Below are 26,004 nucleotides of genomic sequence, written 5' to 3' on the forward strand. Positions count from 1 at the left end.
CGCCGGTCAGGGGCGGGTCCGGCCGTAGCCGGGGTCAACCGCTTCCGGGGCCATGTTCAGCAGCTGCGCGGTCTGCTCCACTACCACATCGTGGATGAGCTCCGGCAGTTCGGCCCGCAGCCGGGCGGCCGCCTGGACCGGCTGCCGGAAGACGGTCACCACGGCCGGGCGGCCCGGCGCGGCCGGCGTGAAGCTGCCCAGGGGCGCGGCCTGACCGCGGGCAAGCAACTCTTCGAGTCGGGGCGGAATGTCCTCGACCACGAATTGGGCTGCTTCGACCCGCTCCCCCCAGAAGTACGCCAGCCGCTCGGCGGACTCCGCGACCCACGCCTCGAACTGTTCGGACCTGGTCAGATGCCCGGGCAGGTTGGCGGGCAGCAGGTCGCCGCGCAGCCCGCGGCCGCGGCGGTTCCGGCGTCGTGCGGCAAACGGACGGCGCCAGCCACCGCCGTCGCTGTCCAGCGAGAGGGTCAGTGATGGTCCGTTTTCCATATACCGACTTTAAGCCCGGGGACCGGAATAAGGCACCCGGGCCCCGCGGCGGTGCGCCGAAGCGTCCCGCGGCGTCAACGCGACCCGGCCCCGGCAGCGTCGCTCCGGAGCACCCGGCAGCGGGCGACGTCCGGCGGGCGGCGTCCGGCGGGCCGCGTCCGCGCGACCCGATTGTGACCTAATCTTCGACCACCGGCCCGCGCCGGTGGTCGGGAAGGAGGGAGGCCCGGAGTAGGATGCATTCTCGTGGGATCCATTCGTCAATGTTCACGCTCGGCCTGTCAGCGGTCGGCCATCGCTACTTTGACGTACGTGTATGCCGATTCCACCGCCGTGCTGGGCCCGCTGGCAACCTATGCCGAGCCCCACTGCTACGACCTGTGTGCCGAGCACGCCGAACGGCTGACCGTGCCCCGCGGCTGGGAAGTCATGCGGCTGGCCCTGCCCGAGCAGGCGCCGGTCCCCAACCCCGACGACCTGTTGGCCCTGGCCGACGCCGTGCGGGAGGCGGCCCGCACTCCCGAGGTGCCCGACGAGGCGCCCCGGCCGCGCGGCCAGCGCGAGCCGTTGGAACCGCCCGCGGGCGCCGCGGGCACCCGGCGCGGGCACCTGCGCATTCTGCGCGGACAACCCTAGGGCGATACGCTGGGAGACGGGCAGCGCGCCGTGCCGGCAACCTGCCGTCCGCGGCGAAGCCCCGCGCCGCCGGCCGCCGGAAGCGGACGCAGCCGAAGCTGCTGGAGATCAAAGGACACCATCGCATGGCACATCTGACCCCCGAACTGCTGGCGGTTTTGCGCTGCCCGGCTACCGGTTCATCACTGGTCCAGGAGGGCGACGAACTGCTCTCGACCGGCCGCACCGCCGCCGGAGACCGGCTGCACTACCGGATCGAAGACGGCATCCCGGTGCTGCTGCCGCAGACCGCCCCCGCCGGGGGCGCCCTTGATTCAACCAACGACGGCGCCGCTGCCTCCCCCAACGACGGCCCCGCTGACCACGCTTAGGAGCATTACTGTGACGTTCGATTACAAGGTCAAGGACCTCTCGCTGGCAGCCGCCGGCCGCCACCAGATCCGCCTGGCGGAGCACGAGATGCCGGGCCTGATGGCCCTGCGCGCAGAATTCGGCGAGGCCCAGCCCCTGGCCGGCGCCAGGATTGCCGGTTCCCTGCACATGACGGTGCAGACCGCGGTCCTGATCGAAACGCTGACCGCGCTCGGAGCGGAGGTCCGCTGGGCCTCCTGCAACATCTTCTCCACCCAGGACGAGGCCGCCGCAGCCGTCGTGGTGGGCAACGGCACGCCGGAGGACCCGCAGGGCGTTCCGGTCTTCGCCTGGAAGGGGGAAACGCTCGAAGAGTACTGGTGGACGGCCGAGCAGATCCTGACCTGGCCCGGCGCCGACGAAAACCCCGAGCTGGGACCGAACATGATCCTGGACGACGGCGGCGACGCCACGCTGCTGCTGCACAAGGGCGTGGAATTCGAGGCCGCCGGCGCCGTCCCCTCGGCCACCGCGGAGGACCCGCACGAGTACACGATCATCCTGGACGTGCTGCGCGCCTCGCTGGCCAAGGACCCGCAAAAGTTCACCCGGGTCGCCGCCGGCATCCGCGGCGTCACCGAGGAAACCACCACCGGCGTGCACCGGCTCTACCAGCTGGCGGAGCAGGGCCAGTTGCTGTTCCCGGCGATCAACGTTAACGACGCGGTGACCAAGTCCAAGTTCGACAACAAGTACGGCATCCGCCATTCGCTGCCCGACGGCATCAACCGGGCCACCGACGTTCTGATGGGCGGCAAGACGGCGGTTGTGTGCGGCTACGGCGACGTCGGCAAGGGCGCGGCCGAGGCGCTGCGCGGCCAGGGCGCGCGCGTCGTCGTTACCGAGATCGACCCGATCTGCGCCCTGCAGGCCGCGATGGACGGCTACCAGGTCACCACCCTGGACAAAGTAGTGGGCGAGGGCCACATCTTCATCACCACCACCGGCAACAAGGACGTCATCATGGCGTCCGACATGGTGAAGATGCGCGACAAGGCCATCGTGGGCAACATCGGCCACTTCGACAACGAAATCGACATGGCGGGCCTGGCCAGCGTCGAGGGAGTACAGAAGGTGGAGATCAAGCCGCAGGTGCACGAATGGGTCTTCGATGCCGGGCTGGCGACCGAGCGCTCCATCATCGTGCTCTCCGAGGGACGGCTGCTGAACCTGGGCAACGCCACCGGGCACCCTTCGTTCGTCATGAGCAACTCGTTCGCCAACCAGACCATCGCGCAGATCGAGCTGTTCACCAAGCACGGCAAGCCGGCCGAGGGTTCGGCCACCGGCGAGCCCGAGTACGCCAACCAGGTCTACGTGCTGCCGAAGGTGCTCGACGAGAAGGTCGCCCGGCTGCATTTGGACGCGCTCGGCGTCGAACTCACCGAACTGACCAAGGAACAGGCCGAGTACCTGGGCGTGGACGCCGCCGGCCCGTACAAGCCGGACCACTACCGCTACTGATCCAGGCCGGGAGGGCCGACGGCGGGCGTACCGTCCCGCCGTTAGCCGTCCGGTGAAATGGTTACCGGATTGTTGGGCGGGCTCGCCCGCAATAACCCGTACCTTCGGCGGCGCCCGCCCTACGATGGAGGCAGGGTGCTGTTGTGCCCTTCAGCGGCGACCGCCTGCCGCCGGGGTCTCGTGAGTTGGGTTGGGATGACTGAGGAAAAGAAGAAGCGCAAGGGCCTTAAGATCGCCCTGCTGTGCATCGTCGGAGTGCTGGTGGCTGCCGCCGCGGCCGTCACGGCAGCAACCATGGCGTCGCCCACGTTCGCTGCCCAGTTGGGACGGGTGTTCGCCGCCGCCCCGGCCGAGCGGCAGGGCTTCTCCGCGCCGGTCGTCAAGGCGATGTCGGTCGGTGTCACCCCGGCAGACAAAGCCGTGGAGGTCAATCCCGCCACCGTGGCCACCATCACCGCCAAGAACGCCTCCATCAAGGATGTGGCGTTGGCGCCGGCACAGGGCGGCGAACCGATCGCCGGGGAGCTGTCCGCAGACGGCAGCGTCTGGAAGGCAACGGAACGCCTGGACTTCCTGACCGAATACGAGTTCAGCTACACCCTGGTGGACCGCGCCGGCACCGAGACCGCGAAGCAGCAGACCTTCACCACCGTGCTCGCACCCAACCAGGCCGACGGCTGGATGTACCCGCTGGACGGGCAAAGCGTGGGCATCGCCCAGCCGCTGGAGTTCAACTTCAGCGAACCCGTGCTCAACAAGGAAGCGGTGGAGGAGGCCATCGCCATCACCACCTCCGCCGGGCAGAAGGGCGAGTTCTACTGGTACTCGGACACGAAGGCCCGCTTCCGCGCGGAAAGATACTGGGAGCCGAACAGCACCGTGACCGTGGACATGAAACTGTTCGGCGTGGAGTTCGGCAACGACATGATCGGCATGAACGACGAGAAGATCACCGTCAACATCCTCGATGACCGCCGGGCGATCGTGGACAACAAGACCAAGACCATGAAGATTTACGTGGGCGGCGAGCTGGCCAAGACCTTCCCGGTGACGCTGGGCGACCCGAACTGGCCGTCCAGCAAGGGCATCCACCCGATCATGGACATGCATAAATCGCTGCCGTTCAACCCGCGCAGCATCGGACTCAAACCGGGAGACCCGGACTGGTACGAGCCGTTCGACGCCAAGTACGCCAGCCGGTTGAGCAACAGCGGCGAGTTCGTCCACACCACCCTGGACCCCTCGGCCCTGGGCGTGCGCAACATTTCCCACGGTTGCGTGGGCATGTCCGAAGCCGGCGCCCGGTACTTCTACGAGACCATGCGGACCGGGGACATCGTGGATATCCGCAACACCGACGGCGGGTTCCTGGACCCCACGGACGGCTTCGGGGACTGGAACGTGGACTGGAAGACCTGGACGTCGCAGGACAAGGGGTAGCCCTCCGCAGCTCGCGAGGTGACGGGCGGGCGGAACGCGCGGCCGCGCCTAGTCCCGGAAGGGCAGCGAATGCAGCCGGGCGCCACGCCGCGCCGCGCGCTCCTGCTGCCGGGACAGCCGGACGAAGTCGCGTTCGCGCCGTTCGGCCATCACAGCCAGCAGGTACATTTCCGGCGGCGTCCCGGCCGGCGGCGGGGGAGAGACATAGCCGGACGCCTCGTTGGCCAGGGCCGTGGCCAACCGGGCCCTGGAGGCCGGAATCATCTTGGGCGCCTGCGAGAGGAACTGGATAATCCGCCGGGCCAGCGGCTCCGGCAGCCGCCCCATGTCCGCGAGCTTCACCCAGGGGGCCAGCGGCGGGGGAATTTCCGGCAGGATCTTCGGCATGACCGCGACGCGTTCCCGCATGCTGTAGGTGCCCGCCAGCAGGTCGCCGAGCCGCTTGGACCTGTCATTGAACAGGGCCACCATGAAGGCCACCGAACCGAGCAGGATGTACAGTTCGAAGACCGCCACGAGGCCGCGGATGAGCGCATGCCGGAACCGGATGGCACCGCCGTCGTCGCGCACGATCCGCAGGCCCATGACCCAGCGGCCCAGCGACTTGCCGCGGGTAAGGGTCTCGACGGCGATGGGCACCCCGACCAGGAAGAACAGCACCACGGCGATGACCAGCGCCCGGGCGGCCGCGGCGTCGAACCCGACCTCGAGGGTCTCCGCCAGCAGCACGAAGGCGGCGATCAGCAGGATCACGTTGGCCACCACATCGATGATCGAGCTCAGCGCCCGGACGCCGAACGACGCCGGCCGCAGTTCCAGCACTACCGCCTCGCCGGTGATGACGTTGCTCATCGGATCCCTTTCCCGGGCGGTCTGTGCCGCGCCCGGTTCCACTCTATCGATCCGGGGCGGCGGCCCGGGCGGCGCCCCGGATCTTCCGCGCGCGGCGGCTAGGCTAGGAGCGTGGATATCGACGCCTTCGCCGCGGTGCATGAGCACGATTGGCAGCGGCTGGACGAACTGAGCGCCAAACGCAAACTCACCGGCGCCGAGGCGGATGAACTGCTCGTGCTCTACCGGCGCACCTCAACCCACCTGTCGATGATCCGGTCGGTGGCCGCCGAGGGCCAACTGTCGGCGGCCCTCTCCACCCGCCTGTCGCGCGCCCGGACGCGGTTCACGGGGGCCCGCTCCAACTTCGCCCGGGACGTGGCGGAGTTCTTCGTGTTGTCGCTGCCGGCCGCGTTCTACCGCCTGCGCTGGCTGACCGTGGCCATCGGTGCCCTCTTCGTCCTGGTCGCCTGGCTGTTCGCCGCCTGGGTGGCGGGAACCCCCGAGGTCATCAAAGCGATGGGCTCCGACGAGGACATCCGGCAGTACGTGGAAGAGGACTTCGTCAATTACTACTCGGAGAATCCCAACGCCTCCTTCGCCGGCATGGTGTGGACCAACAACGCCTGGATTGCGGCGCAGGCGGTGGCCTTCGGAGTGACCGGACTGTGGGTGCCGTACATACTGTTCATGAACGCCCAGGGGGTGGGCATGGCCGGCGGGATGATGACCGCCTACGACCGGCTGGACGTCTTCTTCCTCTACATCCTGCCGCACGGGTTGATGGAGATGACCGCCATCTTCATCGCCGGGTCGGCCGGACTGCGGATCTTCTGGTCCTGGGTCTCGCCCGGCCGGCTCACCCGCACCGCCTCGCTGGCCCGGGAAGGCAGGTCGCTGATTACCGTCGCCCTGGGGCTGGTCCTCGTCCTCCTGATCTCCGGCCTGGTCGAGGGCTTCGTGACCCCCAGCCAGTTGCCGGACTGGCTGCGCCTGGGCATCGGTGTGCTGGTGCTGGCCGCCTACTGGATGTACACCCTCGTCGTGGGCCGGCGAGCCTACCTGGCGGGGGAGCGGGGCGACCTGGGCCGGTTCGATGCCGGCGAGGCCGCCGCCACCGGGTAGCTGCCGTCCGGGCAGGCGACGGGGCATGCGGGGACGGGGCAGGCAGGCGACGGCCGGGCGGGCCGGCGATGGGGCAGGCAGGCGACGGGGCAGGCAGGCGACGGCCGGGCGGGCCGCCCCCGGGGTGGCAACCGTGAAGCGCCGCCGGCCGGCGGTAGTCTCATAGGCAGAGAGGCCAGCGGCACAGAAAGAGGCGACGGACGTGGCAGTCGAAGACGTGAAATCCGGCGGAGACGAACGCAGGGCACGGACAGCGCCGGGAGAAGCCCCTGGCGCTGAACCGGAGCGCGCCCCCGCGCCTCCGGTCCCTGCCGTCAACGGCCGGTTCCGGGACGGCGCCAACCCGCTGCCCATGCGCCGGCCCAGCCGGCTGCCGGATTTGAGCGCCGTGGCGACCGGCCTCGGCACCGAGCGCGACGGCGGTGCCCCGGACAGCGCCGGAACGCGGCCCCGGAGCGACGGGTCCACGCAGCCCGACGCCGGGGCGCGGGCCGCCGGAGGAGCGGGCGCCGCCGCCGAAGCCGCCCGGGTCGGAGCCCCCGTGCCTGCCGGCCGAGCCGCCGGTGCCCCCGCGGCCGGACGGCCGGATCCGGCCGGAGCAGCAGACGCCGCACCGGGCGACGGCCGCCGGGGGACCGGCACGGCCGCCGCTGCCGACCAGGGCCCGGCTGCCCCGAAGCCGCTGCCGGCGCGCCCGCCCATGCCGCCCGGTGGGACGACCGCAGCCGCGGCCGGCAGCGACGCCAACCCGGCGACCGGTGCGCTCTCGGTACGCCCGCCGCGCTCCGAGGTTGTCCGGCGCACGACCGAGCGCGACGAGGCAATGAACGCCAAGCCGCTGGCCGGACGGATCCTGCAGGTTGTCCTGGCGGTGCTGTTCCCGCCGCTGCTGATCATCGGTGCCATCCGGCTGGTGGCCACGCCGTTGTTCCTCTGGGCGGAATACCACCGCCCCGGGTTCCCGGCCGACAGCTTCGGCTTCAGCACGGAGGAACGGATGACCTACGGCTCCTATGCGGTGGACTACCTGCTGAATTTCGCCGGCCCGCGATACCTGGGAGACCTCTCCGGCCCCCACGGCGGCAGCCTGTTTTTGGACTCCGAGGTCAGCCACATGGCCGACGTGAAGGGCGTGTTCCTCGCGACCATGCTGGCCGGGGCGGTCATGCTGCTGCTGGCCGTCGTCGCAGTGGTCTACCTGGCCCGCCGCTACCACGGGGGGATCCGGCGCGGCCTGTTCGCCGGTTCCGCCGCGACACTGATCCTGGTCCTGCTGCTGGGCGTCCTGGGGGCGCTCAACTGGCAGCAGTTCTTCACCGAGTTCCACCGGATCTTCTTCGCCGACGGCACCTGGACCTTCTTCGTGGACGACACCCTGATCCGCCTGTTCCCGGCCCAGTTCTGGATGGACGCCGGAATCGTCATTGCCCTGCTGGTGCTGATGGTCTCCTCGCTGGTGCTGGCGCTGACCTGGCCGACCCGCGCCCGGCGGAACCGGAGCGCCGCCGCCGCCGAAGAACAGCGCCGCCGGCACGAACTGCTGCTCGCCCGCGAGCAGGACTAGGCGGCGGCTGCCGGCCAGGGCCTAGCGGTACAGGGAATCGATCTCGCCGGCGAAGTCTTCCAGCACGGTGACGCGCTTGAGCTTCAGTGACGGCGTCAGGTGCCCGGAGGCCTCGGTGAGGTCCTGCCCCAGGACCGCGAACTTCCGGATCTGCTCCGCCCGCGAAACCAGCTGGTTGGCCTGGTCCACGGCCTGCTGCAGCTCGGCCAGGACCGCCGGGTCTTCGGCGGCCTCGGCCAGGCCGACCGGCCGGCGGCCGGCCGACGAAAGCCAGCCGGCCAGGCCCTCTTCGTCCAGGGACACCAACGCCCCGACGAACGGGCGTCCCTCGCCGACCACCACCGCCTGGGACACCAGCCGGTGTTCGCGCAGCGCGTCCTCCAGCGGACCCGGAGCGACATTCTTGCCGCCCGCCGTTACCAGCAGCTCCTTTTTCCTGCCGGTGATGGTCAGGTAGCCGTCGTCGTCCAACGTCCCGACGTCCCCCGTGCACAAGAAGCCGTCCCGAAAGTACTCGGCATTGGCGTCGTCGTTATTGTGGTAGCCGCGGGTGATGCCGATGCCCTTGATCAGGACCTCGCCGTCGTCGGCGATTCTGATGGTGGTGCCGGGCAACGGCAGTCCCACGGTGCCGATCCGGTTGGCGCCGGGCAGGTTTACCGCCGCAGGGGCAGTGGATTCGGTGAGCCCGTAGCCTTCCAGGACCGGCACGCCGATGCCGGTGAAGAAGTGCGCGAGCTTTGGATTCAATGCGGAAGCGCCGGAGACGGTGTACTCCACGTGCCCGCCGAACGCCGCGCGCAGCTTTCCGTAGACGAGCCTGTCGAACACGGCATGCCGGGCCTTGAGGGCCAGCCCGGGCCCGGCGCCGGTGCCGCGTGCCTGCGCATCCCGTGCCCGGGAGTAGGCGACCGCTGTCTGCGCCGCGGCGTCGAAGATCCTGCCCTTGCCGCCGTCGTGCGCTTTCTGCCGGGCGGAGGCGTAGACCTTTTCGAACACGCGCGGAACCACCAGCAGGAAGGTGGGCTGGTAGGTGCGCAGGTCCTCAATCAACTCCGCCATGCTGGACGTGTGGCCCATCTTCACTCCGGCGGTCAGGCAGATCACCTGCACGGCCCGGGCCAGCACGTGGGCCAGCGGCAGGAACATCAGCGACTTCGCGTCCGGGCGCTTGAGGATGTCCGCCAGGAACTCCACGGTGTTGACCGCCAGTTCCGCGAAGTTGCCATGCGTGATGATGCAGCCGCGCGGCCGGCCGGTGGTGCCCGAGGTGTAGACCAGCGAGGCCGCGTCCTGCATGCCCCGGGAGGTCCGGCGCAGTTCAAGTTCCTCGTCGGTGACCGCGGTTCCGCGGGCCTCCAGCTCGGCCAGCCCCTCGGCCTCCCCGTCCAGCTGCCAGACCGGAAGCGCGGCCGGCAGCCCGGACATGGCCTGGCGCACCACGGCGGCCTTGGCGGCGTCCTCGGCGAACACCAGCTTCGCCGCCGAGTCCTGCAGGATCCACTGCACCTGGTGCGGGGACGAGGTTTCGTAGATAGGAACCACCACCGCGCCGGCGAACCAGCCGGCCAGGTCCACCACCGTCCACTCGAACCGGGTCTTGGACATCACGGCAATGGTGTCTCCGGTTTCGATGCCGGAGGCCATCAGGCCCTTCGCCACGGCGCTGACCTGGGCCAGGAGTTCGGCGGCCGGAACATCGGACCAGGCGCCGTTGCGCTTGACCGCATAGAGCGCCTGCTGCGGGTCGCGCTGATGCTGGGCCACCAGGATGTCCGTCAGGTTGGAGCCGGCCGGCATCGCTGCCAGCACTTCGGTTACTGCTTCGCGCACGTCGTGCCCACTTTCTGAATCCGGTAAAAGTCGTGTTGTCCGGCCTGCATCAAATCCAACTTGGCATCCACATCCGCCAGCGCCACTGGTCGTAGCCGATCATCTCTGCGGTCCACACCGGCAGGAAGAATGCCGACACCGCGAGTGCGGCCGCCACGAAGAGCCCGACCACCAGCACGCCTTGGCGCCGGCGCCACGGCGGATCCGTCGCCCGGCCCAGCGCCAGCCCGAGCACGTAGGTCAGGGCCAGGACCAGGAACGGCTGGAAGGCGATCGCGTAGAAGAAGAACGTGGTCCGGTCGGGGTAGAGGAACCAGGGCAGGTAACCGGCCGCGACTCCCGCCAGAATCGCCCCTGCCCGCCAGTCCCGCCGCCCGGCCCAATAGAAGAGCAGCACCAGCAGCGAGGCGGCCGCGGCCCACCAGATGAGCGGGTTGCCGACCACCGTGACCGCCTCGGAACAGCGGGTGGCCGCCTCGCACCCGCCCTGGCCGGCTTCTTCGGCATGGTAGTAGAACGACGTCGGGCGGCCCATGAACAACCAGGTCCAGGCATTGGATTCGTACGGGTGCTCGGAATCCAGGCCGTTGTGGAAGGTGTAGGCGCTGCGGTGATACTCGGCCAGCGAGCGCAGCCAGTCCGGCAGCCACCCCCAGGCCGCGGACGGGTTCGACGCCGCCCAGTTGCGGTCGTAGGCATCGTCGGAGCGCAGCCAGCCGGTCCAGGCCGCCAGATAGGTCACCGCCGCGGCCGGAATCATGGTGAAGAACGCCGGCACCCCGTCCCTGATCACGCCGGCGGAAAACCACTCCCTGATCCCCGCGGCACGCCGGGCGCCAAGGTCCCAAAACACGCACATCAGGCCAAACACCGCGACGAACGCCAGCGCCGACCACTTGGTGCCCACGGCCAGCCCGAGGCAGACCCCCGCAGCCAGCCGCCACGGCCGCCAGAGCACCCAGGGACCGTACAGCAGCCGCGAAGGGGGCGGCACCCCGGAGGGACCAGCCTGCCGGGCGATTTTCGCGGCCAGCCGCCGTCGCCCGTCGAAGCGGTCCAGCAGCAGCGCGCCGAAGGCGGCGACCACCCAGAACATGAGGAAGACGTCCAGCAAAGCCGTCCGGGAGTGGACCAGATGGTGCCCGTCGATGGCCGTCAGCAAACCGGCGACCCCGCCCAGCGCCGGCGACTTGAACAACGCCTGTGCGACCAGGGCGATCATCAGGATGGACAGCGTGCCGGTGAGTGCGGCGCCGAAACGCCAGCCGAAACCGTTGTCGGAACCAAAAAGCCACATGCCTGCGGCGATCATCCACTTGCCCACCGGCGGGTGCACCACATATTCGGGGGTATCGAGGAGGACGTCCGGATTGCCCGCGTTGAAGGAGTCGTTGGCGTCCTTGGGCCATTCGCGTTCGTAGCCGGATTGCAGGTAGGAGTAGGCGTCCTTGACGTAGTAGGTTTCGTCGAACACCAGCGAACCCGGTTCACCCAGGCGGTAGAAACGCAAAACCCCGCCGAGGACGGCCGTGAGCACGGGGAGCAGCCACGCCCAGGGCCCGAACCGGGCCGGAAGACCGAGCAGTCGGCGGCGCAGCACTGCCTCGCTGAAGGCCCGTCCCGGCGATTCCAGCCAGCCGTGGCGGGGGACAACCGCCGCCGGCGGAGGCGTGGTTCGGGTCACGGCCATCATGTTACCGGCCGGTAGGTGCAGGGGTGTGCGGCGCCACAGGCCGGGACGTCGGCTGCCGGACGGCGGTCCTCGCTGCAGTGGGGCACATACCGACTCTATATAAGGCGCCGGTGAAAGAGGGCAACGCCGCAGGTAGGGTTGTCCATGTGAATGAGCAGGAACGGGGCGTCCCGGCAGGGGGGCAGCCAGGACAGATCGTGTTGGCCGGAACGCCGATCGGCAACGTCGGGGACGCCTCCCCGCGGCTGGTCGAGCTGCTCCAAACGGCCGATGTAGTCGCTGCCGAAGACACCCGCCGCCTGCACAAACTCCTGCAGCGGCTGGGTATCACGGCCGCCGGCCGGATCATCAGCTACCACGAACACAACGAGGCGACCCGTACCGCAGACCTGCTGGAGCTGGTCCGTGCCGGCAGCACCCTGGTGATGGTGACCGACGCCGGCATGCCGGCCGTCTCGGATCCCGGTTTCCGGCTGGTGGAGGCGGCCGTGGCGGAGGGCCTGCTGGTCACTGCCGTGCCCGGGCCGTCGGCCGTGCTCACGGCGCTGGCGCTGTCCGGCTTGCCCACCGACCGCTTCACCTTCGAGGGCTTCCTGCCCCGCAAGCAGGGGGAGCGCGCCGGGCGGCTGGCGGAGCTCGCCGCCGAGCGCCGGACCATGGTCTTCTTCGAGGCGCCGCACCGGCTGGCGGCCATGCTGCGGGCCCTCGACGCCGGATTCGGCCCGGGCCGGCGGGCGTCGGTCTGCCGGGAGCTGACCAAGCTGCATGAAGAAGTGCTGCGCGGTACGGTCCGGGAACTGCTGGAGTGGGCCGAAAGCCATGAGGTCCGGGGCGAAATCGCCGTGGTGGTTGCCGGCGCGACGGAAACAGCGCCCGAACAGCCCGAAGACCACGTGGACGGCGTCAACGCGCTGGTGACGCAGGGTGCCCGGCTCAAGGACGCCGTCGCCGCCGTCGCGGCCGATGCCCGGGTGAGCAAACGCGAGCTCTACGCCGCGGTCCTGGCCGCCCGTGCTCCCGGCGGGCGCTGACTCTCAGCGAAGCGGGTGCCGCCGGATGTCCTGGATGTCGTCATCTGCACGCTCTGTGACCCTCACCCGGCCGCCGGATTGGTATTGTCGATCTGCACAGTAGGTTCCGTGGAACGTAGTGCACCCTCGCATTTACACCCGTGAAGCGGAGCACCTACCGTGAAGGAAAACGGGCAACTGCGCCCACGGACACAATCCCGAACACTTGGAGGCACCGCCATGGCTGAAACCGCAGCCCGCGAAGCAGAACTGCTCGCCAAAGTACCCACCGGCCTGCTGATCAACGGCGAATGGCGCGACGCATCCGACGGCGGGACCTTCGACGTCCACGACCCCGCCACCGGCAAGGTGCTGGCCACCCTGGCCTCGGCCACCAGCGAGGACGCGCTCGCCGCCCTCGACGCCGCCGACAGCGCGCAGGCCGCCTGGGCCCGCACGGCTCCGCGCCAGCGCGCCGAGATCCTGCGCCGCGCCTTCGAGCTGGTGACCGAGCGCTCGGAGGATTTCGCCCTCCTGATGACCATGGAGATGGGCAAGCCGCTGGCCGAATCCCGCGGCGAAGTGGCCTACGGTGCCGAATTCCTGCGCTGGTTCTCGGAGGAGGCCGTCCGCGACTACGGCCGCTACCTGACCACGCCGGAGGGCAAGAACAAGATCCTGGTCCAGCGCAAGCCGGTCGGCCCCTGCCTGTTGATCACCCCGTGGAACTTCCCGCTCGCCATGGCCACCCGCAAGGTCGGTCCCGCGGTAGCCGCCGGCTGCACCATGGTGCTCAAGCCTGCCAAGCTCACCCCGCTGACCAGCCAGCTCTTCGCCCAGACCATGATCGAGGCCGGCCTCCCGGCAGGCGTGCTGAACGTGGTCTCCTCCAAGAGCGCTTCCGGCATCTCCGGGCCGCTGATGCAGGACTCCCGCCTGCGCAAGGTTTCCTTCACCGGCTCCACGCCGGTGGGCAAGCAGCTGCTCAAGGACGCGGCGGACAACGTCCTGCGGACCTCGATGGAGCTCGGCGGGAACGCCCCGTTCATCGTCTTCGAAGACGCCGACCTGGATAAAGCCGTCGAAGGCGCCATGGCGGCCAAGATGCGCAACATGGGCGAGGCCTGCACGGCCGCCAACCGCTTCCTGGTCCAGGCCTCCGTGGCCGAGGAATTCACCACCAAGTTTGCGAACGCCATGAAGGCCCTCAAGCCGGGCCGCGGCACCGAAGCGGACACCACGGTGGGCCCGCTGATCGACGGCGGCGCCCGCGACGACGTGCATGCCCTGGTGACCGCGGCGGTGGAAGCCGGAGCGTCCGTCAGCACCGGCGGCGGGCCGGTGGAAGGCGACGGCTACTTCTACCAGCCGACCGTGCTGTCCAACGTTCCGAACGACGCCGATATCCTGCAGAGCGAGATCTTCGGCCCGGTTGCCCCGGTGACCACGTTCGAAACCGAAGAGCAGGCCATCGCCCTGGCCAATGCCACCGAGTACGGCCTTGCCTCCTACATCTACTCGCGCGATGTGAACCGCATGTTCCGCGTCTCCGAGCAGATCGAGTTCGGCCTGGTCGGCTACAACGCCGGCGTGATCTCCAACGCCGCCGCCCCGTTCGGCGGAGTGAAGCAGTCCGGCATGGGCCGCGAAGGCGGCGCGGAGGGCCTGGACGAGTACACCACGGTCCAGTACATCGGCATCGCGGATCCCTACGCCCGGTAGTTCCGATCCGTCGGCCGGCCGTCCCCCAGGGGCGGCCGGCGGCGGAACAGCGACGCCGGCCACAACAACCCGGTCAGGCGGCGCCGCCATCCGGCCCGCTCCAGGAGCCTGTCCCTGACGGTTTCCACATCGGACCACCGTGCGGCGCCGGCGCCGCCCGGTGGCGGCGCCTCCGGAGCCGCATACGCGGCCCGCTCATAGCCAGCCCGCAGCCGCGCCAGGGCAACGGAAGACTTCCCGGTGACCACGCCGGCGTCGTCGAGGCGTTGCTGGAAGGCCCGCGGTGTTTCCGTTGCCGCGGCCGGCCAGCCGAGGTCTTCCGCGGTATCCACGGCTTCCGCCCAGGTGACCAGGGCGGCACCCCCGCCGCCCCCGGCCATCGCTGCCCGGCGCCAGCCGGTCCGGCGCCGGCGCAGCACCAGCGGCAACAGGAGGACGGCCAGCACCAGGGCCGCGGCCGCCGCCGACCACAGCCGTTGCGAGAGCATGTCTTCCTCCGCCAGGCCGGAGGAGCCGGAGGCAGTGGAATCCCGGGGAGTGTCGGTGGCGGCCGGCGGCGGCCCCGCGGGCCTGAGCGGGTCGTCGTTGGGAAGCACCGGGCCGCCGGCGGGTCCGGTCTGGGCGTAGGCCGGCAACACTCCCCGCGACGGCGTGGGCTCGAAGGCGACCCAGCCGATTCCATTGAAAAAGAGTTCTGGCCAGGAATGCGCGTCCCGGGAATCGATCTCGAACTCCTCCAGCTCCCTGCCGGTATCGTCTTCAAGGACCGCACCGGTGGGACGCCCGGGCGCATAGCCGACCGCCATCCGGCTGGGAATGCCCGCGATCCGGGCCATGATCGCCATCGTGGCGGCGTAGTGGATGCAGTAGCCGGACTTTTCCTGCAGGAATGAGGCCACGACCTCGAAACCGCTCTGGTCGTAGCCGCCGTCGACCGGAGCCTGTTCCGAGTACACGAATCCGGACGTCCGCAGATACGTCTGGATGGCCATGGCCTGTTCGTACGGATTCTCCAAACCCGCCAGCACGGTCGCCGTGGTGTCTGCAATGATGTCCGGCATGTCCTCCGGTAGCTCGGAGAAGACAGGATCGACGACGGGGTTGTTCGACGGTTCCGATGCCCGCAGCGCTTCCCTGGTCAGCGCCGGCCTGACGCTGCGCACCTCGTACTCCTGGTTGGCGGTGGTGGTGCCGGACTCGCCGCGGATGTTGAGGGTGCGGGGATCCCAGCTCCACGTGCCGCGGACGCCCGTGACCCGCGCCGGAGCGTAGGGGGCCAGCAGCCAGGGGCTGGTGAAGGATGCCGTACTGATCCTCGTGGTGGTCACCTCGCCGTCTGCCAGCAGGTTCCGCACGCTGGGCACCTCGAGTTCATCGATGCCGGTGCGGCGGTGGCCGTCGAAGTCGCTCGGGCTCCAGCGCGCGCCGGTCAGGTTTTCCAGCGTGACCGAGCGCAGATAAAGCGGTTCCCCGGCATCCGTGGCGTAGGTCATCCTCCCGAAGGCCCCGGGCCGCCGGAGGTTGTCGCCCAGGCTCACCACCGGGTTGAGGCCCGTCGGCGCGCCCCAATTGAGCCTCGAGCCCTCCGGGAACAATCCGGACGTGAAGCCCGGGATGGCCAGCGGGAGCACCAGCGAAACCGCGAGACCGGCCGCCGCTATGCTCACGGCGCGGCGGATCTGCTCAACGGAGGCCAGTCGACCCCTGCCGCTGCCGCCGGCGGCAAGCCACTGCGCGCAGCCCAGCACCAGCAGGTAACCCGCCGCGGCGGCCAGGAAACCCGCCGGTCCTATACTGTTCGGCTTGATGATGGCTGGAACGATGGCCAGGCCCAGCAGGCCCAGGCCGCTGATGGCCGGCATCTGCAGCGGAACGGCCAGCGTATCCACGAGCAGGGCGATCATCCCCACACCAACGCAGGCCGCCAGCGCGATGCCGTCGTTGACCAGCACCGGAGCGACCTGCGACACAACGGTGTCCCGGGCTTCCTCCAACATGGGATCAAGGGCAGCGAACGTGCCGGGCCCGGGGATCACGCCCAGGAGACCGGTCGGCGCCAGGAACATCGCCGTGACCGACATGACCAGGCCTGCCAGTCCCAGCAGAGCCCCGGCCAGCGGCGACCAGTCCAGCCGGCGGGCCAGCCCCGTGCCCGCCTCGGTGCAACAGACAGTCACGGCGGCTTGGAACAGCCAACTCCAGCCCTCCAGGACCCCGTGCAGGCTGGCGGCCGTGAGCAGGACGGCGAGTGCGACGGCGGCGCTCATCAACCGTGGCGCGACGCCGGGGGAGGGCGGCCGCCCGCCGCTCCGGCCGGGTGCGTCCGGGCCGCGGAGTTCCGCCTGCTTGTCGACCGTGAGGGTCACGTGACCGCTCCTGTTCCCACCGGATCGATCCGGCCGACCAGGTCGAAGTGCGCCCAGGCCGCCGGCAGCGAGGCCTTGGGGCTGACCGCCACGGTCCGCCAACCGCCCGCACGCAACACGTCCATCGTCGCCCGGGCCTGTTGCGGCCGGTCGGTGACGATCAGGGCGAAGGCGTGGGAGCCGAATTCGGCGGCCGGGGCCAGCAGGCGCGCTTCGCCGGCGCTGATCTGGCCCAGGACCGCGACCAACGGCCCCTTGTACTTATGTGCCGCAAGTTTGTCCATCAGCCGGTCCCCGAACGCCGGTTCTCCCGGATGCCGGTCGGACTTCCGGTGGTCTTCGGCCAGCCCCAGCGCGGCCAGCCCCTCGGCGAGGTCCTGGTAGCCCGCCGGCCCGTCGAATTGCTCTTGGCCGGGCGACGGGGCCGAGGGGGACTCCAGGACTGCCGCCCGGGCATGGACGTCCAGGAACCGGACGGTGTAGTTGCGCTGCAGGAAGTCGTTGGCGGCCGAGGCCACAGCAGTCACGGCCCACTCGAAGGAGGGCGAGGTGTGCAGCAGGTCCCCGTGCGGGTCGGTGCCATCGCCGAAGGACGGCAGCAGTCCCGTGCCGTAGGCCGCGGCCCGGCGGTCCAGCACGATGGTCGCCTGCGGCGTGGTCACCGATTCCTCCTGGCGGACCATGAGCTCGCCGTGACGGGCCGTCGCCGCCCAGTGGACCCGGCGCATCGGATCGCCGTAGCGGTATTCGCGGGTCATCACGTCGTCGTCGCTGGGATTGGCCTGCCGCCGGGTGCTCGCCGTGCCGTCCGAACCCCGGGCGCCGGTTAGCGAGGTGGCCGGCAGTTCCACGGGGGACGGGGTCACCACCAACGCGCTGGTTTCGCCCAACTGGTGCCGGTGGTTGGCCAGCCCGAACGGGTCGGAAAAATCCGCGGTCACCGGCCCGATGGCGAACATCCCGCGCTTGCTGGATCGGAGCTTGTACTCATACACGCTCGCCCCGGAGCGGGACGGGTGCCGCGCCGGGAACCGGAAGGACGGGGCCTTGCCGAAGCGCAGCGGCAGCTGCTCTTCCATGTACACCAGCCCCGTCAGGCCCCCGTTGCGGCGCACCGACAACCGGACCTGGACCACGAGGCCGGTTTCGACGGCCGCGGGCCGGAACTTCCGCTCCACCGTGAATTGCGGCTTGAGGAGCACCATCGCCGCCGCGGCCAGCAGCGGCAGGCCAATCAGGAACACCGCCAGGGTCAGCAGGTCCCGGCGGCCCAGGATCTGCGCCAGCAGCAGCGCCAGCACGCCGGCCGCCAGCACGCCCCACCCGCGCAGGGTGACATACCTGGTGGGGAGCCAGCCGAACGCGTCCATGGCCGTCAGGAAGAGGCGCGGCGGGATTCGCCGCCCACGGGAACCTTGGCCAGCACGGACGCCACCACGCTGGAGGCGTCTTCGCCGGCCGTCATCGCCTTGCGGTCAAGGATCAAACGATGCGCCAGCACGGCCTCGGCAACGGAGGCCACATCGTCGGGCAGGACGAAGTCGCGGCCGTCCAGGGCCGCCGTCGCCTTCGCCGCGCGCAGCAGCTGGAGCATGGCCCGCGGGCTGGCTCCCAGCCGCAGGTGCGGGTGTTCGCGGGTGCCCCGCCCGATGTTGACCGTGTATTCCTTCACCGCGGGCGAAACGTAGACATCACGGACCATGGCCATCATGCTGCGTACCTCGCCCACCGTGACGACCGGGCGGACGCCCTCCAGCGGCGAGACGGACTGGTGGGTCTCCAGCATTTCCATCTCGGCGCGGGGATCCGGGTAGCCCATCGAGATCCGGGCCATGAAACGGTCGCGCTGGGCCTCCGGCAGCGGGTAGGTGCCCTCCATCTCGATCGGATTCTGGGTGGCGATCACCATGAAAGGCGTATCCAGCGGATAGGTGTTCCCGTCCACCGTGACCTGGTGTTCCTCCATGCACTCGAGCAACGCCGACTGGGTCTTGGCCGAGGCACGGTTGATCTCGTCGCCGATGACGATGTTCGCGAACACCGGTCCGGGGCGGAATTCGAACCGGTGCATGTCCTGGTTGTAGATCGAGACGCCGGTGACGTCGGAGGGCAGCAGGTCCGGCGTGAATTGGATCCGGTGCACGCTGCAGTCGATGGTCTTGGCCAGCGTCTTCGCCAGCATGGTCTTGCCGACGCCGGGCACATCCTCCAGCAGCAGGTGCCCCTGGGCCAACAGCACCGTCAGCGCCAGCCGTGCCGCCTCCGACTTGCCGTCGATGACGGTCTCGATCGCGGCCCTGATCCGGCCGCAGGCGTCGTGGAACTCGGTCAGCGCGAGGCCCTCACCGGCCTTGAGGCCCTCACCCGGCCCCGAACCCGCTGGATCGGAGTGGACGGTCCCGGCCTCTGCCATGTGCTGCTGCGTGTCCATGAAGTACCTTCCGGTGTGCCTTCCCCGAGGGCCGGTTGATCCAACCCTACTTGCTGGCTGTGTGATGCGGTAGACACGCGGACCCCGCCTGGCGGGCCCGCCTCCCTTCACGGCGGAACCGGACCCGGCGCTTCAGTAGGCTGGAAACATGTCCCATCCTGTAGCCGCCGTTGCCGGCGAAACTCCTCCCGCCTACACCGCTGACAGCACCGCAGCCCGGACGACGGCGGTGCGGAGCCCCACCGAGGGGGACGGCCGGCGTCGTAATCTCAGCTATCCGCCGGCACCCGAGCCGCTGCCCGTGCCGGTGATGGACAACCACACGCACCTGGACTTCCGCGACGGACCGGTGGCGGTCACGGTCCGGCAGGCGATGGACGCCGCCGAGGCGGTCGGCGTTGCCGGTGCCGTCCAGGTGGGCTGCGACCTGGAATCCGCCCGCTTCACGCTGCAGGCCGTCGAGGCCGAGCCGAGGCTGCTGGGAGCGGTGGCCATCCACCCCAACGACGCACCCCCGCTGGCGGACGCGGGGACGCTGGAGGAGGCCCTGGCGGAGATCGAGGCGATAGCCGCGCACCCGAGGATCCGGGCGATCGGGGAGACCGGACTGGACTACTACCGGACCGGCGGCGGAGGCCGGGGCGCCCAGCAGGAATCGTTCCGCCGCCACATCGACATCGCCAAGCGGTTGGGCCTCGCCCTGCAGATCCATGACCGGGACGCGCACGACGACGTGGTCCGCGTCCTGCTCGAGGAGGGAGCCCCCGAAAAAGTTGTCTTCCACTGCTTTTCCGGGGACGCGGCGCTGGCCGGGACCTGCAACGACAACGGCTGGCACATGTCCTTCGCCGGAACCGTCACCTTCAGGAACGCCGACGGCCTGCGTGAGGCCCTGGCGGTTGCGGAACCGGCCCTGGTGCTGGCCGAGACCGACGCGCCCTTCCTGACCCCGCATCCCTACCGGGGCCGGCCGAACGCCAGCTACCTGGTGCCCTACACCATGCGCGCGATGGCCGAGGTCCTCGGGAAGGACCTGTCGGAGTTATGCACGGAGGTGGCGGAAAACACGGAGCGCGTTTACGGCTCCTGGCAGCAGGAATAACACGCGCGTAACTTCCCCCGGCCGGACCGAAAACGAGCATGCAGGGCTGCCCGAACGGGGAAGCGACGCGCAGTGCCCGGTGCCGCCCGCAGCAGGCGCCGCTTGTCGGCATGTCACGTTTCGATTACGGTAGGTAGCTAATGGCCGGGGTCGGGGAAGGCAACCGGACATTGTGACACCTGTGGCGGTAGCCGTTGGACGTTCCGTTCGTACGCCCAAACAGCCGCCGCGGGTGCAGCCTGCACTCGCACCGTGCCGTGAAAACCGGCACGTCCCACGCGCGTGTCTTAATGTCCCCGTGCCCGGAAACTGCAACAGATTCGGGAACCGTGACAAACGCACTGAAGAACCGCTGGGTGAAGATCGCCGGCCAGGTCGTCGTCATGACCGCCTTGGTCCTCGGGCTGGTGGCTTTTGTGGGCAACAACAAGTCGGTCACGCTGACCGTGGACGGGCAGGCCAGCACCGTCACCACGTTCGGTTCCACCGTTGCAGACGTTCTGGCCGAATCCGAGGTGCAGGTCGGCGAGCTCGACGACGTCACTCCTGCGGTGGGCGAAGAGATCGCCGACGGTGCCAGCATCGAAGTGGTCACCGCCAAACCCGTAGACGTGAACGTGGACGGCAAGGCCTCCACCGTGCACACCACCGCCGCCACCGTCGAGGAACTGCTGGACGAACTGGAAGTCAACGAAAAGTCGGCCCTGTCCGCCCCGTTGACTGCCGAGCTGGCCTCGGTGGGCGGCGCGGTGACGATCTCGACGCCGAAGAACGTCACCATCGCTGTCGACGGCAAGACCCGCAAGGAAGTCACCACCGCGACCACCATCGGCGACCTGCTCCAGGAACAGAAGATCAAGCTGGGCAAGGAAGACAAGCTCTCCGTTGCCGAGGCCGAGCCGGTGACCGAAGGCACCAAGGTCAAAGTGACCCGGATCGACCGCGAACGCGTGGAGGAGGCCGAGTCCGTCCCGTTCGAGACGGCCACCACGACCAACTCCGCCATGTACGAGGACGAAGAGAAGGTCACCCGGGCCGGGGAGCCCGGCGAACGCGTCAAGGTCTACGAGGTCGTCCTCACCGACGGCAAGGAATCCGACCGGAAACTCGTCAGCGATAAGGTCACCCGCGAACCGGTCAGCCAGAAGATCACGGTGGGCACCAAGAAGCGTCCGGCCAAGGTCAACAACGCCAACGTCGGCGGGACCTGGCAGGCGCTCGCCGAATGCGAGTCCGGCGGCAACTGGTCCATCAACACCGGCAACGGCTACTCCGGCGGACTGCAGTTCAGCGCTAGCTCCTGGCTCGGCGCCGGCGGCGGCAAGTACGCGCCCTACGCCTACATGGCCACGCCCAGCGAGCAGATCGCTACCGCCGAAGTGCTGCGCAGCAACGGCGGCTGGGGCCACTGGCCGGCCTGTGCCGCCAAGCTGGGACTGCTGTAAGGCTTCCGCTTCCTGCCACCGGGCCCGGGCTTCGCTGCCCGGGCCCGGTGTGCGTTAACCGGGCGGCGCCGCCACGGCCGCCGCCGGCGGCCCGATACGATGGCACAGTGACAGAACCCCAATCCGCCTCCGGTACCGACTCACGGCATGACGCCGGGGGAGCCGCGCCCGCCCCCACCCGGCCCCTGCTCGGAGCGGCCGACGTCCGCCGGCTCGCAGCCGAACTGGACGTGCGTCCCACCAAGACCCTCGGGCAAAACTTCGTGATCGACGGCAACACCATCCGTCGGATCGTGGCTGCCGCCCATGTTGTCCCCGGCGAGACAGTCTTGGAGGTCGGGCCCGGCCTGGGGTCGCTCACGCTCGGGCTGCTGGACGTGGCCGGGCACGTGGTCGCCGTCGAAATCGATCCCAAACTCGCCGCCCGCTTGGAACGCACAGCGGCCGAATGGCGTCCCGATGCCGCCGGGCACCTGGACGTGGTGCTGGCGGACGCGCTGCGGGTCAGGGAACTGCCCAAGGCCCCGGATGCGCTGGTCGCCAACCTGCCCTATAACGTGGCGGTGCCGGTGGTGCTGCACCTGCTGGAGCACTTCCCGTCGCTGCGGCACGGACTCGTCATGGTGCAGGACGAGGTGGCCGACCGGCTCGCGGCCAAGCCCGGCTCCAAGATCTACGGTGTGCCCAGCGTCAAGGCCGCGTGGTACGGCACCATGCGCAAGGCAGGGGTGATCGGCATGAACGTGTTCTGGCCCGCACCCAAGATCGCTTCCGGGCTGGTGGAGTTCACCCGCGGGCAGCCGCCCGTGACCCGGGCCCCGCGCCATGAAGTGTTTGCCGTCATCGACGCGGCGTTCGCGCAACGCCGCAAGACGCTGCGCGCCGCGCTGGCCGGCTGGGCCGGCAGCGCCGCCCGGGCCGAGGAAGCGCTGCGGCTGGCAAACGTGGACCCCGGCGCCCGCGGAGAGGTGCTGGACATTGCCGCCTTTGCCCGCATCGCCGAGTTCAACCATCCGCTTGTCGGCTAGGAAGGTGGCGGCATCGATATGACCAGAACACGTCCCGTCCGCGTCATGGCGCCCGGAAAGATCAACGTCTCCTTCCGCGTCGGCGGCCCGCGACCGGATGGCTACCACTCGGTGGCCAGCGTCTATCTGGCGCTCTCGTTGTATGAGGAGGTCACCGCCACCGCGCGTGAGGACGATGCCATCACAGTCAGCGTGCGCAATGGGCCCGGGCTGGACTTCGATCTGGACGGCATCCCGCTGGATGCTTCCAACCTGGCGGTGCAGGCCGCCGACCTGATCCGCGAAACCTCCGGACACGCGCAGGGCGTGCACCTGGACATCACCAAGCGGGTGCCGATTGCCGGCGGCATGGGCGGCGGCTCCGCCGACGCGGCCGCCGCCCTGGTTGCCTGCAGTGCGCTTTGGAACACCGGCTACTCCCGCGACGAGCTGATCGGCCTGGCCGCCGGGCTCGGCGCAGACGTGCCGTTTGCGCTGCACGGCGGAGTGGCCGTCGGCCTGGGCGTCGGCGACCGGCTGACGCCGGCGCTGGCGCGCAGCGAAATGCACTGGGTCCTGGTGCCCGCCTCGTTCGGTTTGTCCACGCCCAAGGTCTACGCGGTGGCCGACGACCTGCGCGCCCGCCGCGGCCACGTCCCGGTCGAACCCGAGCAGGTGGACCCGGCGATCCTGCAGGCAATGCAGTCCGGCGACGTCCACCAGCTGGCCGGCTGCCTGCATAACGACCTGCAGGAGGCCGCCATCGAGCTGGCCCCCGAACTGGCCGATATCCTTGAACTGGGCGAGGCCGAAGGCGCGCTGGCGGGCTTGGTATCCGGGTCCGGGCCGACGGTAGCCTTCCTGACCGCCGGACGGCGCGAGGCGGCCGAGCTGGGGCAGCGGCTCGCGGATGTCGCCGGCGTGGTTGCCCTGCCGGTCCGCGGACCGGTGCACGGCGCCCGCATCATGGCCTGACCGCCGGGCCCCGCCCCTGGAACGCAGCGGCGCGTCCGCCTCCACCAACGCAACAGAAAGCAGCATCCTTGGTCCACCTGCTCGGCGCAGAAAACGTCAGCGTCTCCTTTGCCACCCGCACCATCCTGGACTCGGTGTCCCTCGGCCTGAACGAAGGGGACCGGATCGGCATGGTGGGGCGCAATGGCGACGGCAAGTCCACCCTGATGCGGCTGCTGGCGCACCGCGCCACGCCCGACGACGGCCGGGTCACCAAGCGCGGCGACGTCAACGTGGGCTACCTGGACCAGCAGGACGTGCTGGACGGAGACCTGCCGGTCGGCGTGGCGATCGTCGGCGAAGCGGCCGAGCACGAGTGGGCCTCCAACCCGCAGATCCGCGAAATTATGAACGGCCTCGTCGGCGACGTCGACTGGCACGCGACGGTGTCGTCCTTGTCTGGCGGGCAGCGCCGCCGGGTCGCCCTCGCCAAGCTGCTGATCGAGCCCCATGACGTGATCATGCTCGACGAGCCGACCAACCACCTCGACGTCGAGGGGGTCGCCTGGCTGGCCCGGCACTTGCAGACGCGGTGGCGCCCCACCGAGGGGGCCTTCCTGGTGGTCACCCACGACCGGTGGTTCCTGGACGAAGTGTGTACCCGGACCTGGGAGGTCCACGACGGCACCGTCGACCCGTTCGACGGCGGGTACGCCGCCTACGTGCTGGCCCGTGCGGAACGCGACCGGACGGCGGCCGTCGTCGAAGGCAAGCGGCAGCAGCTGGTGAAAAAGGAGCTCGCCTGGCTGCGCCGCGGTGCTCCCGCCAGGACCGCGAAGCCGAAGTTCCGGATTGAAGCGGCCAACGAGCTGATCGCCGACGTGCCCGAGCCCCGGGACGCGGTGGCCCTGAACAAGATGGCCACCGCCCGGCTCGGCAAGGACGTGCTGGACCTGGAGCAGGTTTCCTACACCCCGCCGGCCCGGCCCACGGACGGCGACGGCGGGCCCGCCGCGCTGTTCGACAACATCACGCTGCGGCTGGCACCGGGGGAACGGCTCGGCTTGGTCGGCGTCAACGGGGCGGGCAAGACCACCCTGCTGCGGTTGCTGAACGGCGAGATCCAGCCCACGGCCGGCAAGGTCAAGCGCGGCAAGACGGTGCAGACGGCCATGCTCACGCAGGAAGTCCGCGAACTCGACGATGTCATGGACCTCCGAGTGGTGGAGGTGATCCAGCGCGAACGCCAGGTCTTCAACATCGGCGGACGCGAGGTTTCTGCCAGCCAGCTGGTGGAACAGCTCGGCTTTTCCAAGGAGAAGCAGTGGACGCCGGTGCGCGACCTGTCCGGCGGGGAGCGGCGGCGGCTGCAGCTGCTGCGGCTGCTGGTCGGGGAACCGAACGTGCTGATGCTGGACGAGCCCACCAACGACCTGGATACGGACACGCTGGCGGCCGTGGAGGATGTGCTCGACGGCTGGCCGGGCACGCTCGTGGTCGTCTCGCACGACCGCTACCTACTGGAACGGGTGACCGACCATCAGGTGGCGCTGCTGGGCGACGGCAAGCTCCGCGGGCTGCCCGGGGGAGTGGACCAGTACCTTGAGCTCCGCGAAGCGGCGCTCGCCGGCCGGCCCGCGCCGTCCCCGGCCGGCGCAAGCGCCACCGCCGCACCATCCTCCGGCGCCGTGCACAGCGAAGCGGACAAGCGCCAGGCCAAGAAGGACCTCAACCGGATCGAGCGCCAACTGGGCAAACTGGGCCAGCAGGAGGACAAGCTCAAGGAGCAGATGCACGCGGCAGGTGCCAAGTCCGACGTCGACTTCGCCGGGCTGGCGGAGATGAACCGCAAGCTGCAGGAAATCGCCGAGGAGAAGGAAGGCCTGGAGATGGAGTGGCTGGAGGTCTCCGAAATCCTGGAGTGATCCCTCGGCTCAGGACGACCTGCCGCTGTTCCCCCAGAGGCCCGCGTCGCGGATGGACCGCTGGATCTTGGCGGTTGCCGAGAGCAGCGCCTCGCGCTCCGCGGCCGAGAGCGGATCGAAGACGTTCTCGCGAACGAAGCTGACGTGGCCGGGGGCGGCCTGCCGGATGGCATCCCAGCCGGCGTCGGTCATCGAGATGTTGAAACCCCGCGCATCCGTGGCACACGCCACCCGCTCCACCAGCCCGCGGGCTTCCATCCGCTTGAGCAGGTGGGACAGCCGGCTGCGCTCCCAGTCCAGCTGCTGCGCGATGTCCCGGGCCCGCATGACGCCCTCGTCCGCCTCCGACAGGGACGCCAGGACCGAATACTCCACGCCGGACAGGTCGGAGTCGCGCAGCAGCTGGCGGTCCATGGCGGACTCGAAGCCCCACAGCAATTCCCGGAAGGCGCGCCAGATCTCTTGCTCGTGATCGTCCAGCCAGCGGGTGTCGGAGTTCACGACTGTCACTTCCTCGCCTTTGGTTGACAATTCAAGTTTCCGCCCTGCATAA

The 26,004-nt window shown here is 69.6% G+C and carries 21 protein-coding genes; 13 read left to right on the forward strand and 8 right to left on the reverse strand.

What is annotated here, in order from left to right:
• Positions 1-6 precede the first annotated feature (6 nt).
• Positions 7-492: a metallopeptidase family protein gene (locus AC5RW2_RS02085; protein ID WP_494014355.1), complete on the reverse strand. Its 486-nt coding sequence runs from the start codon at positions 490-492 to the stop codon at positions 7-9.
• Positions 493-738: 246 nt separating this feature from the next.
• On the opposite strand from AC5RW2_RS02085, the gene AC5RW2_RS02090 reads away from it, so the two are divergent.
• From AC5RW2_RS02090 to AC5RW2_RS02105, 4 genes are all read left to right on the forward strand, one after another.
• Complete coding sequence (locus tag AC5RW2_RS02090; protein WP_494073588.1) at positions 739-1,128, forward strand: DUF3499 domain-containing protein; 390 nt, start codon at positions 739-741, stop codon at positions 1,126-1,128.
• A 125-nt stretch (positions 1,129-1,253) separates the two neighbouring features.
• Positions 1,254-1,499: a Trm112 family protein gene (locus AC5RW2_RS02095; RefSeq protein WP_494001440.1), complete on the forward strand. Its 246-nt coding sequence runs from the start codon at positions 1,254-1,256 to the stop codon at positions 1,497-1,499.
• Positions 1,500-1,509: 10 nt separating this feature from the next.
• Positions 1,510-3,003, forward strand: a complete 1,494-nt coding sequence (ahcY, locus tag AC5RW2_RS02100) for an adenosylhomocysteinase (RefSeq protein ID WP_494073589.1) — start codon at positions 1,510-1,512, stop codon at positions 3,001-3,003.
• Positions 3,004-3,198: 195 nt separating this feature from the next.
• Entirely contained in the window at positions 3,199-4,443 is a 1,245-nt protein-coding gene (locus AC5RW2_RS02105) for a L,D-transpeptidase (protein ID WP_494073590.1), read from the forward strand.
• 48 nt (positions 4,444-4,491) lie between these two features.
• Here AC5RW2_RS02105 and AC5RW2_RS02110 read toward each other — a convergent pair whose 3' ends face one another.
• Positions 4,492-5,295, reverse strand: a complete 804-nt coding sequence (locus AC5RW2_RS02110) for an RDD family protein (RefSeq protein WP_494073591.1) — start codon at positions 5,293-5,295, stop codon at positions 4,492-4,494.
• A gap of 111 nt (positions 5,296-5,406) precedes the next feature.
• Here AC5RW2_RS02110 and AC5RW2_RS02115 point away from each other — a divergent pair, with 111 nt between their 5' ends.
• Both AC5RW2_RS02115 and AC5RW2_RS02120 read left to right on the forward strand, forming a co-directional pair.
• Positions 5,407-6,399 carry a stage II sporulation protein M gene (locus AC5RW2_RS02115; protein WP_494073592.1) on the forward strand — a complete coding sequence of 331 codons (993 nt, stop codon included), beginning with the start codon at positions 5,407-5,409 and terminating at the stop codon, positions 6,397-6,399.
• Between the two features lie 202 nt (positions 6,400-6,601).
• Positions 6,602-7,963: a TIGR01906 family membrane protein gene (locus tag AC5RW2_RS02120; protein ID WP_494014351.1), complete on the forward strand. Its 1,362-nt coding sequence runs from the start codon at positions 6,602-6,604 to the stop codon at positions 7,961-7,963.
• Positions 7,964-7,984: 21 nt separating this feature from the next.
• On the opposite strand, the gene AC5RW2_RS02125 is transcribed toward AC5RW2_RS02120, so the two are convergent.
• Positions 7,985-9,796 (reverse strand): AMP-dependent synthetase/ligase, encoded by a 1,812-nt coding sequence (locus AC5RW2_RS02125; protein ID WP_494073593.1) that lies wholly within the window; start codon positions 9,794-9,796, stop codon positions 7,985-7,987.
• Positions 9,797-9,845: 49 nt separating this feature from the next.
• Positions 9,846-11,486 (reverse strand): dolichyl-phosphate-mannose--protein mannosyltransferase, encoded by a 1,641-nt coding sequence (locus AC5RW2_RS02130; RefSeq protein WP_494014392.1) that lies wholly within the window; start codon positions 11,484-11,486, stop codon positions 9,846-9,848.
• 149 nt (positions 11,487-11,635) lie between these two features.
• Here AC5RW2_RS02130 and rsmI point away from each other — a divergent pair, with 149 nt between their 5' ends.
• Positions 11,636-12,520: a 16S rRNA (cytidine(1402)-2'-O)-methyltransferase gene (gene rsmI, locus AC5RW2_RS02135; RefSeq protein WP_494014349.1), complete on the forward strand. Its 885-nt coding sequence runs from the start codon at positions 11,636-11,638 to the stop codon at positions 12,518-12,520.
• Between the two features lie 219 nt (positions 12,521-12,739).
• A complete protein-coding gene (locus tag AC5RW2_RS02140) occupies positions 12,740-14,221 on the forward strand; it encodes an NAD-dependent succinate-semialdehyde dehydrogenase (protein WP_494023665.1) in 1,482 nt (493 codons plus the stop codon).
• On the opposite strand, the gene AC5RW2_RS02145 is transcribed toward AC5RW2_RS02140, so the two are convergent.
• Genes AC5RW2_RS02145 through AC5RW2_RS02155 form a run of 3 tightly spaced genes read right to left on the reverse strand, consistent with a single transcriptional unit; the run spans position 14,209 to position 19,018 of the window.
• Positions 14,209-16,587: a transglutaminase TgpA family protein gene (locus AC5RW2_RS02145; RefSeq protein ID WP_494073594.1), complete on the reverse strand. Its 2,379-nt coding sequence runs from the start codon at positions 16,585-16,587 to the stop codon at positions 14,209-14,211. The two genes, AC5RW2_RS02140 and AC5RW2_RS02145, sit on opposite strands and share 13 nt — an antisense overlap.
• A complete protein-coding gene (locus AC5RW2_RS02150) occupies positions 16,584-17,957 on the reverse strand; it encodes a DUF58 domain-containing protein (RefSeq protein ID WP_494073595.1) in 1,374 nt (457 codons plus the stop codon). The genes AC5RW2_RS02145 and AC5RW2_RS02150 overlap by 4 nt, the downstream gene beginning before the upstream one ends.
• A 5-nt stretch (positions 17,958-17,962) precedes the next feature.
• A complete protein-coding gene (locus tag AC5RW2_RS02155) occupies positions 17,963-19,018 on the reverse strand; it encodes an AAA family ATPase (protein ID WP_494073596.1) in 1,056 nt (351 codons plus the stop codon).
• Positions 19,019-19,166: 148 nt separating this feature from the next.
• Between AC5RW2_RS02155 and AC5RW2_RS02160 the strand changes: the two genes are divergently transcribed.
• The 5 genes from AC5RW2_RS02160 to AC5RW2_RS02180 all read left to right on the forward strand — a co-directional run bounded on the left by AC5RW2_RS02160 (position 19,167) and on the right by AC5RW2_RS02180 (position 25,451).
• On the forward strand, positions 19,167-20,120 hold the full coding sequence (locus tag AC5RW2_RS02160) for a TatD family hydrolase (RefSeq protein ID WP_494073597.1): 954 nt from the start codon (positions 19,167-19,169) through the stop codon (positions 20,118-20,120).
• 329 nt (positions 20,121-20,449) lie between these two features.
• On the forward strand, positions 20,450-21,565 hold the full coding sequence (locus AC5RW2_RS02165; protein WP_494073598.1) for a resuscitation-promoting factor: 1,116 nt from the start codon (positions 20,450-20,452) through the stop codon (positions 21,563-21,565).
• 107 nt (positions 21,566-21,672) lie between these two features.
• The gene (gene rsmA / locus AC5RW2_RS02170) at positions 21,673-22,593 is read left to right on the forward strand and encodes a 16S rRNA (adenine(1518)-N(6)/adenine(1519)-N(6))-dimethyltransferase RsmA (RefSeq protein WP_494073599.1); all 921 of its coding nucleotides are present in this window, start codon (positions 21,673-21,675) and stop codon (positions 22,591-22,593) included.
• A gap of 18 nt (positions 22,594-22,611) precedes the next feature.
• Complete coding sequence (locus AC5RW2_RS02175) at positions 22,612-23,547, forward strand: 4-(cytidine 5'-diphospho)-2-C-methyl-D-erythritol kinase (protein ID WP_494073600.1); 936 nt, start codon at positions 22,612-22,614, stop codon at positions 23,545-23,547.
• A gap of 68 nt (positions 23,548-23,615) precedes the next feature.
• Positions 23,616-25,451 carry an ABC-F family ATP-binding cassette domain-containing protein gene (locus AC5RW2_RS02180; RefSeq protein WP_494073601.1) on the forward strand — a complete coding sequence of 612 codons (1,836 nt, stop codon included), beginning with the start codon at positions 23,616-23,618 and terminating at the stop codon, positions 25,449-25,451.
• A gap of 9 nt (positions 25,452-25,460) precedes the next feature.
• Here AC5RW2_RS02180 and AC5RW2_RS02185 read toward each other — a convergent pair whose 3' ends face one another.
• Positions 25,461-25,961: a MarR family winged helix-turn-helix transcriptional regulator gene (locus AC5RW2_RS02185; RefSeq protein ID WP_494001422.1), complete on the reverse strand. Its 501-nt coding sequence runs from the start codon at positions 25,959-25,961 to the stop codon at positions 25,461-25,463.
• Positions 25,962-26,004: the final 43 nt, after the last annotated feature.

This window comes from Arthrobacter sp. B0316-1-20 (assembly GCF_059091865.1).

Excerpts from the sequence above, each read along its gene's own strand:
- AC5RW2_RS02175 (WP_494073600.1), top strand. The coding sequence starts at position 22,612 with ATGACCAGAACACGTCCCGTCCGCGTCATGGCGCCCGGAAAGATCAAC.
- AC5RW2_RS02110 (WP_494073591.1), bottom strand. The coding sequence starts at position 5,295 with ATGAGCAACGTCATCACCGGCGAGGCGGTAGTGCTGGAACTGCGGCCG.
- AC5RW2_RS02140 (WP_494023665.1), top strand. The coding sequence starts at position 12,740 with ATGGCTGAAACCGCAGCCCGCGAAGCAGAACTGCTCGCCAAAGTACCC.
- AC5RW2_RS02160 (WP_494073597.1), top strand. The coding sequence starts at position 19,167 with ATGTCCCATCCTGTAGCCGCCGTTGCCGGCGAAACTCCTCCCGCCTAC.
- AC5RW2_RS02130 (WP_494014392.1), bottom strand. The coding sequence starts at position 11,486 with ATGGCCGTGACCCGAACCACGCCTCCGCCGGCGGCGGTTGTCCCCCGC.
- AC5RW2_RS02085 (WP_494014355.1), bottom strand. The coding sequence starts at position 492 with ATGGAAAACGGACCATCACTGACCCTCTCGCTGGACAGCGACGGCGGT.
- AC5RW2_RS02155 (WP_494073596.1), bottom strand. The coding sequence starts at position 19,018 with ATGGACACGCAGCAGCACATGGCAGAGGCCGGGACCGTCCACTCCGAT.
- AC5RW2_RS02095 (WP_494001440.1), top strand. The coding sequence starts at position 1,254 with ATGGCACATCTGACCCCCGAACTGCTGGCGGTTTTGCGCTGCCCGGCT.
- AC5RW2_RS02105 (WP_494073590.1), top strand. The coding sequence starts at position 3,199 with ATGACTGAGGAAAAGAAGAAGCGCAAGGGCCTTAAGATCGCCCTGCTG.
- AC5RW2_RS02150 (WP_494073595.1), bottom strand. The coding sequence starts at position 17,957 with ATGGACGCGTTCGGCTGGCTCCCCACCAGGTATGTCACCCTGCGCGGG.